The organism is Hufsiella arboris, assembly GCF_009834875.1.
Lineage (GTDB): Bacteria > Bacteroidota > Bacteroidia > Sphingobacteriales > Sphingobacteriaceae > Hufsiella_A > Hufsiella_A arboris.
Window position 1 is genome coordinate 347,484 of record NZ_WVHT01000003.1, and the last position, 12,053, is coordinate 359,536.

Below are 12,053 nucleotides of genomic sequence, written 5' to 3' on the forward strand. Positions count from 1 at the left end.
TCTTCAATTCTTCTCAACTTTCAAATAACGGAACAGCAGCTAATACCGTTATCACCTATATTTGAAACAACCAATTAACTTGTTATTGAAAAATATTTTCACCCTGTTTTTCTTATTATCTTTTTTTATTGGCGAAAAAGTCTTTTCTCAACCATACTACTTTAGAAGGTACCAGGTAGAAAATGGCTTATCACATAACACCGTATTCTGTAGTATGCAGGATTCTGACGGATTTATGTGGTTTGGCACCAAGGATGGCTTAAACCGCTTTGATGGCTATTCGTTTAAGACATTCCGGTACGATTCTGAAAAGCCAGGGAGCTTAAGTGAGGGTCCGATCTACAGCCTATATTCAGACAAAAAGAAACGACTTTGGGTAGGCACATTTAACGGCCTGTATATTTACAATCCTGCTAAAGAAAACTTCAGTCTTGTAAAGGCTACATCCCGGATGTCGATCAGTGAGATTCATGCAGATAACGCCGGCAATCTTTGGATTATATGCGATTACCATATTTACAGATATGAAATAGATTCGCATATTCTGACCAAGTATGAATTCAAACCCTTTTATGCGGTTACCTCTTTCTGCCTTTCCAGCGATAATAAATTTTGGGTTGGTTCCGTTTCCGGACATATTCTCAACTTTAATCCGCAAAAAAAGACCAGTAAAGTTTACGACATCTTCCAAGATTTGGATATAAGCGACGCAAAACTTGTTTCTGAAATAACTGAAACTGAAACTGGTGATTTTTTAATCGGCACACAAAGCCAGGGCGTAAAGTTGTTTAATCCCCGAAATGGCTCCGTCAAAAACATCGTAACATACAATACAAGCAAATCGAAAATTTACGTTCGCGATATACACCGTTTTTCCAATCATGAGTTTTGGATAGGTTCGGAATCCGGGATTTATATCTACAATGAATCTACGGGTCAAGTTACTAACCTGACAAAACAAAGTAACGATCCCTATTCGATATCAGATAATGCTGTTTATTCACTGTATGCAGATCGTGAAGGGGGCATTTGGGCCGGAACCTATTTCGGAGGTGTTTGCTACTATTCGGACAATTACTCGGTATTTTCGAAATATTTTCCACGGATTGGCGCAAATTCAATAAGCGGAAATGATGTAAGAGAAATTTGCCAGGATAAGTATGGAAATTTATGGATTGGCACCGAGGATGCCGGCCTAAATAAGCTGGACGCAAAAACCGGCCTTATTACACAATTTCTACCGGATGGCAGCAAAGAAAGCATTTCGTATTCAAACATCCACGCGTTGATGGCCGATGGCGACAAACTTTGGATCGGAACATTTGAACATGGGCTCGACATCATGGACATTAACACCGGAAAAGTTATCAAGCATTACTCAACCGATAATCAACCGGCCTTCCATTCTAACTTTTTCCTGACGTTTTACAAAACGCGCGACGGGACGATTCTCACCGGCACAAGCGCTGGCTTGTTTAAATATAATCCCAAAACCGATTCATTTTCCGCTATTCCCAACTTGCCCTTTGTCTTCTATCACTCTATTCTGGAAGACTCGGGCGGCACTATTTGGACTGGCACATTCGGATATGGCGCTTTTACCTTTAAACTGTCCGATCCAAAACCCAGTCATTACGGATATGAGCCAGGAAAAACCGATGGCGTAAGCAATTATAACGTAAACAGCATTTTTGAAGACAGTGAAAAACGCATCTGGCTGACAACCGACGGCGGCGGCCTTGATTTATTTAATCCGGCTTCGAAAACGTTTAAAATTTATACGATAAAAAACGGCTTACCAAGTAACCTGCTTTTTAAAATTCAGGAAGATTCAGACAAAAAATTATGGATCAGCAGCACACGCGGACTCATTAAATTCGACCCGAAAAGCGAAAAAACAAAAACTTACCGCCGTGCAAACGGCCTGCTGACAGATCAGTTTAACTATAACTCGTCATACAAAGACGCTGCTGGCCGGCTGTATTTCGGAAGCGTGAAAGGAATGATCAGCTTCGATCCCAAACAGCTACGGGAAACCGAAGCAAAGCCACCTGTATTCTTTACCGGCTTCCAGGTTAACAATGCAGACCTTCCTATCGAAAAAGATTCACCCCTTAAAAAATCAATTGCACTAACCGACACAATTGTATTGGATTACAACCAATCAACTTTTAGCATCGACTTTGCCGCGCTGAGTTTCATCGCTCCAGACATGAATGAATACGCATACAGAATGTCGGGCCTATATAAAGACTGGTCCTATTTGAATACTAACCGAAAGGTTTATTTCACCAAGCTGGCTGCCGGCGAATATGTTTTTGAAGTAAAGGCGTTGATGTATGGAAGTAATAGCTGGAGTACAAAGAATCCAACGCTGCTGATAAAAGTTTTACCGCCGATCTGGGAAAGCAAATTAGCTTATGTTTTATATACTATCCTGTTCATAAGCTTAATCTGGTATCTCATAGTCAGTTACCATAAGCGGCAAATTGTAAAGAACAAACGGTTGATGGAGATTTTCGAGAATAAAAAAGAAAAGGAAATTTACCAGGCCAAGATCGAATTTTTCACCAACGTAGCGCATGAAATACGTACGCCGCTAACACTGATCAAGGGGCCTATGGAAAAGGTTATTAAGCATGCCGACGAAAATCCGGCGATCCAGAAAAATCTGCTGATCATGGATAAAAACACTGACCGGCTGTTAACATTAACCAATCAGTTACTTGATTTTAGAAAGACAGAGGCGAACGGGTATTCTTTGAATTTCGTTAAAGCCTCGATTACAGATTTGTTGCAAGACGTATGGATAGGCTTCCAGGCGGCCGCCGAAGAAAAAGAGATTCGTTACGAAATAGAGCTTCCGCAAAAGAATTTATTGGCTTATATAGATACCGAAGCTTTTACCAAAATCATCAGCAACCTGCTTGATAATGGATTAAAGTACGGTAAAAGCCATGTTATCCTGAAATTGCTCGCGGCTCAAAGTAAAAGTGAATTTTTCAGCATTCAAGTGTGGAGCGATGGTAAGCTAATTCCGCTTGAACTTCACAAAAAAATATTCGAGCCTTTTTTCCGGGCAAAAGAAACAGAGAAGAAAAAAGGTACCGGAATCGGCCTTTCTATTTCTCGTTCATTAGCAGAATTGCATAAAGGCTCGCTCGAGCTCATAAAATCTGCAGGTGGATTTAATATATTTGAACTTAAACTACCAATACACCAACTAATCGAATTTAACCTAAAAGGAACATGGAAAAAACATTAAGTGTTTCGCTAAAAGACACCCCTCCTGAGAGCGAAAAACCGGTTGTCCTTCTCGTGGACGACAATGAAGAGATTTTGGAATTTGTTTCAGATGACCTTAGTGAAAAATACACGGTCATTACGGCACATGACGGAAAAGAAGCGCTGGAAATTTTACACAATCAAATCGCCCATCTTGTTATCAGTGATGTAATGATGCCTGAAATGGACGGCTTTGAGCTGTGTGAAACAATTAAATCGAGCTTTGAACTAAGCCACATCCCGGTTATTTTGCTGACGGCGAAAAATACTTTGCAATCTAAAATTGAAGGCTTGGAATTAGGTGCTGATGCGTATATCGAAAAACCTTTTTCGCCCGAATACCTGCAGGTCCAGGTATCCTGCCTGTTGAAAAACCGCGACAAGATCAAGCAATATTTTGCCAATTCGCCGTTGGTGCATATAAAAAGCATCGCATATTCTAAATCAGATGAAACCTTTCTGGAAAAACTGAACGACTCGATTCATAAAAATCTTTCGAATATCGAACTCGATGTTGAACATTTGGCTGACGCTATGAATATGAGCCGGCCGACTTTGTATCGCAAAATCAAATCAATTTCTGACCTTACACCGAACGAACTTATTAACCTGGCCAGGCTTAAAAAGGCTGCCGAGCTACTGAACGAGGGAACGATGAAAATTTATGAAATATCCGACATGGTTGGCTACAGTTCGCAGACGCATTTCGGCCGAAATTTTTTAAAGCAGTTCGGAATGTCGCCATCTGATTATATGAACCAGAAACAAGCAGAGAAACATTAATTACCGATAAAAATTGTTTGGCTGAATGCTCCGTTAGCTGCAACGTCCCAAACTTCGACTCTCGCCCATTTTCGCCCTTTCAAATTCAAATTGTAATGGAAGGTTTGCTTACCGAATGCGCGGGTATCACTCAAGTCGATCTTTTCACGGTAAACTTTTACTCCATCGCCGGAAATTATTTCGGCAAAATTTAACGGGAAAGTCCAGTCAATTTGAAGGTCGACCTTTGCTATTCCGGTCGCGGATATTTTACTTACCGTAAAATCCGGAATTAGTATCTCTCCTGTCGTTGAGAAAAACTTGCCGGTTTTCATAACGTCCAGAATTGGCTGCCAGCTTTCATTATATTTAGGCAAACGGTCCAGCTTCAGATAATTGATGTTCAAATGCGCGTACATTTCATTTTCCGGCTCTATGGTAAATAGATCCGCTTCGGATATCATGTGCTTTTTGTATCCCCAGTTATTCATATCATCAAGTAGATCCAACGCCCGTTTTCCGAGGCGCGGTTGTGAAAGATCAGCAGGCAAGGCCTTCCAGGCAGCGCCCAGGAAATGCTGAGATTTAAAAAACGGTTCATCTTTATACGTATCAGGAAAGCCGGTAGATCCCTTGGTGCGCGGATGTGCAGTCCATGCAAGGCCATTTTCAGCTTCAAGCAATTTCAGCATGTCTTCTTTATCGCCGATATGATATACTTTCCCAAAGCCCGGCATCTCCTGAACAAATGGAACCGATGACGGCCTGGACATGACCCAATAAACCGGCTTGGGAAATATATCCAGCCAATGGCCACCAAAAAATTCGTTGGGTTCTTCTCCTGGTAACAGTAAAAATTCGTTGTCCGAAAGCCGCCGGCATTGTTCAAAAAGATCCTTCAATTCCGATAGCCTCAGACTGTCCGGCCCTTTCGGATGAGCGGTATAATGAAATTCCGCCAAATGAACTATATCAATTCCGCTGTTTTTAAATACGTTAATAAAGCTTGGTACTTGAGGGACCGGTTTTCCTGCCCTGACAACTTTCATGATAAATTCATTATGAAAATGGCTGGCCATCGTTTTGTAGCCATCCAGTTTTTTGTAAGAATCATTATGCGTCAATTTCTTTACCTGCGTTAGCCCATCCACAGCATCTTTGTCGCTTAACAAGCAGAAAAATCCAAGTCGCTGCTTAGTTTTTGGAGGCGCGTTGAACCATGGCACAAAGCGATGATCACCGTTTAAATCCTGGCGGATTCCGATTGCATAACCATCGACCATCTTCCTATACTGGCTGCCAAACCAGGTAAATTTCAAATTAAAAGCTTCGTCAAGCGGATAAAAATATTGATGAGGCGCCGGAAAGATTGCCAGCGAACCGGCAGTGCTGCTGGCAGTAATCGCCCGATATTTTACTGCCTGATTTTGCGCTGTGTCGGCACTGTTTACCGCCACTGACGTATCAGAATCTGATGTTTTAACCCAGCTGATCTTTTTCCAGTCCTTTGATTTGCTGACGACGCCCGCATCATACAAAATTGCTGTCGAATCGACCTGAGTAGTTACAACCGCGGCGACATTAAACAAAGGGCTTCCATTATAAACGGTAAGTTCCAGCTCGCCTGTAAACCCCGGAGCACTCATGCCGGCAATAGTTACAGTCGTCCGGCTGCCGTGTTTGTTAACCTTTGTTGTTCCTTTATTAAAATTGATTTTATAAGATTGATGCGGCTTTAAAGGGACCTTGTCGAAGAATATATTCCAGCCATTTTGAGAGATCAGGTCCCGTTTACCCACTGAAAGAATAAAAACGGGGTCAAGTGATTTTGAAATTACAGTTCGCTGCTTGCCGGCAGAAATGGCTATTTCTTTTAAAAGAGGATTTCCATTTAACAGATCAAGGTCGATCTCCCCGATTTTACCTTGACCGCAAGGCCATTTTATATGAATTAGTTTATTTTGATAGATGACTGACGATTGGTTCTGTTTATCGGCCTGTGCATCCTGCTTTTTAACTTGTGCAAACGTAATTGACGAAATAAACAGAAACAGGCAGATGACGCTTTCTTTCATAAAATAGGTGCTTGGCTATAATGGTGATTTAAAAATCTATTTTTTAACCAAGCTTTACAACTCTGCAAATGCAAATCAACCAATTAGAGAAGATTGTATTAATGAATGAGACGAATAAGCGAATGTTGATGGGGGCCGGTCAATATAAATGACGAGTTATTTTTTTAAAACGACCCGTCGTTTTAACCAAAACGTCCCGTCGTTTTTTTAAAAACAACGGGACGTTTTTTGCTACTTAAAAAGGTTTTAAGCAGCTATAGACTTACCTGCCTGATTATTCCAAAAGTTCAGTATGTAACCTTCCCTGCATACCTGGCAGATCGATTCCTGAAAGTTTTACAATCAACGGCGCCACATCTATCATATCCAGTTTTTCAGCCACAGCACCCTTCTTTAAACCCGGACCAAATGCGACAAATCCTGTTTGAATTTGCTTGTGATCAGGAAAAAACCCATGGGTGCCTTTTACCTTGTCAAATGTTTCAATAATCTTATTCGTTTTGCTACCAAAGGTTGTTCCGTTTATCCCGGTTAAGGCCAGTGGACTATTAGGATCAGCCCCAATTGCAGTCATCTTATTTTTATCAATAATCGCGAAATAGCGCTTAACCGAATCAGGACAATTTTCAAGTATAAGCTTTACTTTTTCAAGAGTCTGTTTGTCGTTCGGGTCTTTCAAATGTAAAAACGACGATCCGCCTGAGCTGTGAAACTGCGCTTTCCAATCACCGGTTTTTACGTCGTTGATTAAGCCATTTTCCTTTAGCAAATAATTAGGATTGAATGAACGGTAAATATTTTCAAAGCCATGATCTCCTAAAATCACAATTAATGTACTATCGGCAATACCTGCCCGATTAACCGATTCGACAAGTGTTTTGATGCACCTGTCTGCACCGGCTACAGATGCCCGAACCATGTATGATTCACGGCCGTCCTGATGTTCATAATGATCAGTGCAAGCAAGGTGCAGCGCTGTAAATCCCGGTTTGTAAGTCCTGATCAGGTAACCTGCAATCCTTGCTACGTTCTCGTCCTGAACCAGCTCATCATGCTCGGCGGCAAGATCGTCGGCTTGCAGCACGCCGGTAGCATTCTTTTGAATTTCTTCCCATAAACCTGCAGGCGCTGTTGCTGCTGCAGTATATGGCCGTGAATCCGACATATCCTTGTAGTTCCAGTATTCAGGAATACGGTAATCGATTGGTGCCTGAAACGTGACCGGCCAGCGAACGCAGGCAGTTTTGCGTCCGGCTTTATGCATGGCATCCCAAAGCGTCGGCACTTTGATCAGCTTGTAATCCCACAGCCATTTCCCGGTAGCTCCTTCCGGTTCGAATGGTGTATTGTAATAAATTCCGTGTTTTGCCGGCGTTACACCAGTCACCATCGTCGTATGGTCTGGATAAGTAACCGACGGAAAAACAGGGTTCAGGCCTTCGGCAGCAACACCATTTTTCATAAGTTGCCTCACGGTAGGCATGCCGTAAGTACTGTCCAGGTAAAACTCCGGGCGAAATCCATCAATAGTAACAAGTATTACATGCTGAGCAGGCGCATTCTGGGCCGAAGAATCTATGTTGATTAATAACAGGAAACTAAGTGCAAAAAGTAAATGAGTGATTTTTTTCATTTGTAAACAGTGAAAATATTAAAAGCCATAACGCAGGCCGAGCTGCACTTGATAAGGATTTCCGCTCAACGATGACACACCGGCATTGGTATTTACCGCGTATTTGTAATTATTGGTTGCCGGGTCGAATCCCTTGATCGTGTAGATGCTGGTCGCGCCGAGGTTATGGTTAACGCCCCATGATTTATTAAGCAGGTTGGCAACGTTAAAAAGGTCTGCCGAAATCTCTACGTACTGCTTTTTGTAAGTATGTACTTTTTTCATCAAGCGAAGATCGAATACACCGTAAAAAGGATTCTCACCCCCGTTCCGTTCGGCGATTTTTCCATAGCTTCTGCGGATGTAATCTTTCATACCCTTTTCAACGTTTTCGTTGTTCAGAATTGCATTGATACCATCTTTTAAGTATTGCGGTGTCGATGCACTGTTTGGATCATAGACGTAAGCTAAATCATTAGTTGCTACAAAATCCCCGTTCATATTGCCATTTACAAAAAGCGAATAGCGTGTGCCGCTGATTCCGGAAAAGCGCAAGCCCGCACTGATTCCCCAAAAGGTTGGCGCCGTTCCATACACAACGATCTTATTTTTGAATTGATTATCCGAGTAGGATAAGCCGCCAAGATTACGCGGATCATCTTTGACATACTGAACCAATGTAGCTGTATTGGCTACGTTACCATTGTACGAGGTATTATCTTTTGATTGATTCAAAGTATAGGAAACCGCTATTTCGCCATCTTTATAGTAACGGTAATCTCCATCGATCACAAAAGCCATCTGATTTACTTTCCCGCTGCTTTCCAGTTGCAGAACACGCCCAACTTCCGTGGTTTTACGACCTTTTGTCCAGTCGGCAGAACCATTGCTTGTATTAATCGTCGAAGCAGGAACGTAAACGCCGCGATTGTCTTCAGCAGCGATACGGAAATAAGGTTCATCCACCATATTCCTGTCCAGGTAGGTATAATTGTTACGGCCTAAAGTCAGGTATCCATTAACACTCATCCGGAAATTCGGTGTAAAGAAATGAGAGTACGAGGCATTGGCTTTATAAACTGTGGGCACTTTCGCGTCCTTTCCGTTCATGTTAATAGTAGCCATTTTCGGAATCTCCTGGTTGTTGATCAGGTCGATGCCGGGAGCCGTCGAAGGATCCTGCCTGTAGGAAGGAAAGTTTGGAGCCGGAACAAGGTTACCGGTCACATCTACACTCAGAATGTGCGAACCATCGAACAACATGTTGTTGATCATCGAATATGGGTTCAGCGCTGACCCAAGAATTCCACCACCAACACGTATGATGTCCTTTCCGTTTTGTTTCAGATCCCATGTTGCCTGAATGCGGGGCTGAACCTGTAAAGTAGCGAGTTTATTGGAAGTATTCAGGCCGAGCGTGCGATTGACAGCTTCGTTAAAGTTAGCCTGATCGAGGTAATCGGTGTAATCCACACGGACGCCGGCTGTAACATCGAAACCCGGAAACAATGCCGTTTGAACCTGCCCGTAAACGTTTGGTGCTAGGATATTGAATTTAATATTCCAATCATTCGTCAAATAGATATCTCTCGCAAAGCGATATGCCGAAAGATTGTTGAAATTTTCAAGGCCCGTGAAGTAGTAACGACCGTTGGTTTCACTTCCGTAGATTGAATTCTGGTTTGTGAATGTCAATCCCCCACCAAAGGTGAAATTATACTTTCCGGTGTTCCAGTAAACATTATCCGTTAACTGGATAACGTTGTTGTTGAAATAGTCATTTCCGTATCGCTGTCCGCCGAGTTGAATTGCGGTTGTATAAGTGCTGCCGTCTGCCGCTGTTGAAGAAATATTCTGAACAATAGCTCTTGGAATGTTGCTGGCAGGAAGCTGGTCGTTTGCGAAAAGTTTATTGTATTCCCAATAATGCTGAAGTTTTAATTCATTTGTGAGATTTGAATTGATCGATGTACGAAGCGAAGCAAGAACACTGTTGTTCATACTTTTCCGGCTGCTGTACACTTCGTAGATATTAATTGCGGTATTGTCTCCATCCGACTGGTTGTCCATATCGTAGATAAAATTATCACGAATGGTCAACAAGCTTTTTTGTCCTAACTGCCAGTCGATACGTGCAAACCCGGCATGGGTATTTTTAAACCGGTCAAACTGGCCTACCTGCGGTGAACTGGCAACGCCGTATTTACCACGTGCAATTGCGAGATAATTATCCAGCGTAGACTGTGTTACGTTATAACGCTTTTCGTCAGCCGGAGATTGAATGTTGGCAATATACAACGGACGCGAATCGGCCTGGTGATCCCAGGCAATGAAGAAGTGCGCTTTATCTTTGATGATCGGCCCGCCGAGCGAGAATCCGTACTGGTAAGTTGAGAATTGCTGATTACGCTTCTGTCCGTTCAATCCATATGGACTCGAAAGCCAGTTTGTACGCATATATGTAAAGGCGCTTCCCGACAGTGTGTTTGTTCCCGACCGGGTAACAGTACTTACCGTTCCGCCACCTGCATTTCCATAAGTAACATCGTACTGGTTGGTTACTACCTGGAACTCGCGAACTGCTTCCATGGAGATGGAGTATGCGCCCGTAGGCAAACCGCCGGATATCGTTCCGCGAGCGGCCATGCCATCAATGGTGTAGTTCGTCGCCGAAGCCAACTGACCGGAAAGGCTTTGGCCCGCGCTCAGCGGTGAAAGGTCCGTAAGCGAGTTAAAGTTCCGGCCGTTAACCGGAAGCTTGGCAATATCCTTTGCCGTGATCGCGGTTGAGGCGCCAATGTTCTCAACCTTATTACGCAGCGATCCAGCGGAAACCACAACGGCCTGAAGTTCCTGCGTCCGCTCCTGCATTTTGAAACTTACCTGCAAAAGTTCGCCCTGGTTTAAGGCAAATCCGGTTTGCTTCTGGCTGGCCATCCCAACCATGTCGATGGTCACCGAGTAAGGTGATCCAAGCGGTAATTCCTTTAAAAGGAATTCACCTTTTTCATTTGTAACTCCTTTGGCAACGAAACCCGTAGATTCGTTTTTGACAGTTACCGAGGCACGGCTTAAAGCTGCACCATCCGGACCTGTTACTTTACCTGTAACGCCGGCCAGGTTGGCCTGCCCCAGGCATTGGATCGCAATGAAGCACATTACCGTGCTCAGGATGCTTAATTTCTTTAAAAGATTACCCTTGTTGACTAACATTTTGACTGCAGTTTGATTGCAGGCAAAAGTGAAGGAGGCATGTTATCGTGCCTTTAAATCCGTGTTAACATTTGAGCTGTGCAGGGTTATATTTTCATTAAGGAGGTATTAAATTAAGTGTTCCGATCTTATTGTTCAATTCTATTTCACCGGCAGATTGAATACAACGGATAAATCGTGACTGCCTTTGCCAACGCCAGTAGGACGCCCGGTGTTAAAACTGTAGCAATAACCGAATTTCAAACTGTTCGTTTTGCTCACGTTATATTGAATAAGCGGACGAATAATTGACTGTGTCGAATGATCGTCGCTTGTATTGGTACTTTTCAAATCAATAATATCCTGCCTGAAAGCGATGCCAAAAGTTATCGTCTTTGCCATTTCGAGCATTGCATTCAGCTCGAAGGCGGTATTACCACCGAATGTTTTTATAAAAAGAAAAGACGGCTGAAACCCGAAGCCATTTGAATATTCAAGGTTGGCTCCCAGCAGAGCGTACATATTTATTTTCCGAAACATTGGGGGAACCTGGTATTGATAATCCTCTTTATTGCTGTACACCGATATCAGGTTGTCAAATGATAACCCCCCGTAAAACTTCGAAGAGTACTCTAACCTGATACCCGCTCTTGCATCGAGTTTAGAGCTGTAAACATTGTTCATTGCTGCCGGATCATTTTCCGTAACGGTTTGTAACTGCACCATCGAAATATCGAATTGCTGAAAACCAATTCCCACGCCTGACGACATTTTAAGATCAGACGAAAGATCTACGTGATATGCATAATTAGCATAAGCAACGGTATAACTGTCATTACCGAACCGGCTGCGCGTAAGATTAAGGCCCCAGCCTGATTTATTATTGGCGAACAAACCGTCCACATCAGTCGAAATCGTATATGAATTCGATGCCTGCCCGGATTCATTCATTTGGTAATAGGCATTCGCGTTTAAGCGGCCGTCCGTTCCCACAAACGATGGGTTGACATAAACCTTGCTAAAAATGTACTGCCCCCCAAGAAGATCAGCCTGGGCAAAACTCTTGCCGGATAGCAACAAACACATCACGGTGCCCGCCGCAGTTAATTTTAATAATCTTTTCATCA

6 protein-coding genes are annotated in these 12,053 nt (G+C 42.9%); 2 read left to right on the forward strand and 4 right to left on the reverse strand.

The window, feature by feature from the left end:
* Positions 1 to 61: 61 nt before the first annotated feature.
* On the forward strand, positions 62 to 3,265 hold the full coding sequence (locus tag GS399_RS08475; protein WP_237487908.1) for a ligand-binding sensor domain-containing protein: 3,204 nt from the start codon (positions 62 to 64) through the stop codon (positions 3,263 to 3,265).
* A complete protein-coding gene (locus GS399_RS08480; RefSeq protein WP_160844182.1) occupies positions 3,250 to 4,068 on the forward strand; it encodes a response regulator transcription factor in 819 nt (272 codons plus the stop codon). The genes GS399_RS08475 and GS399_RS08480 overlap by 16 nt, the downstream gene beginning before the upstream one ends.
* Here the strand turns inward: GS399_RS08480 and GS399_RS08485 are convergent.
* The 4 genes from GS399_RS08485 to GS399_RS08500 form a co-directional block, all read right to left on the reverse strand.
* Positions 4,065 to 6,122 (reverse strand): CehA/McbA family metallohydrolase domain-containing protein, encoded by a 2,058-nt coding sequence (locus tag GS399_RS08485; RefSeq protein WP_160844183.1) that lies wholly within the window; start codon positions 6,120 to 6,122, stop codon positions 4,065 to 4,067. The genes GS399_RS08480 and GS399_RS08485 overlap by 4 nt on opposite strands.
* A 274-nt stretch (positions 6,123 to 6,396) precedes the next feature.
* Positions 6,397 to 7,755: an alkaline phosphatase family protein gene (locus tag GS399_RS08490; protein ID WP_160844184.1), complete on the reverse strand. Its 1,359-nt coding sequence runs from the start codon at positions 7,753 to 7,755 to the stop codon at positions 6,397 to 6,399.
* 18 nt (positions 7,756 to 7,773) lie between these two features.
* On the reverse strand, positions 7,774 to 10,947 hold the full coding sequence (locus GS399_RS08495) for a TonB-dependent receptor (protein ID WP_202409409.1): 3,174 nt from the start codon (positions 10,945 to 10,947) through the stop codon (positions 7,774 to 7,776).
* Between the two features lie 141 nt (positions 10,948 to 11,088).
* Positions 11,089 to 12,051: a PorP/SprF family type IX secretion system membrane protein gene (locus GS399_RS08500; RefSeq protein WP_160844185.1), complete on the reverse strand. Its 963-nt coding sequence runs from the start codon at positions 12,049 to 12,051 to the stop codon at positions 11,089 to 11,091.
* Between the last annotated feature and the right edge of the window lie 2 nt (positions 12,052 to 12,053).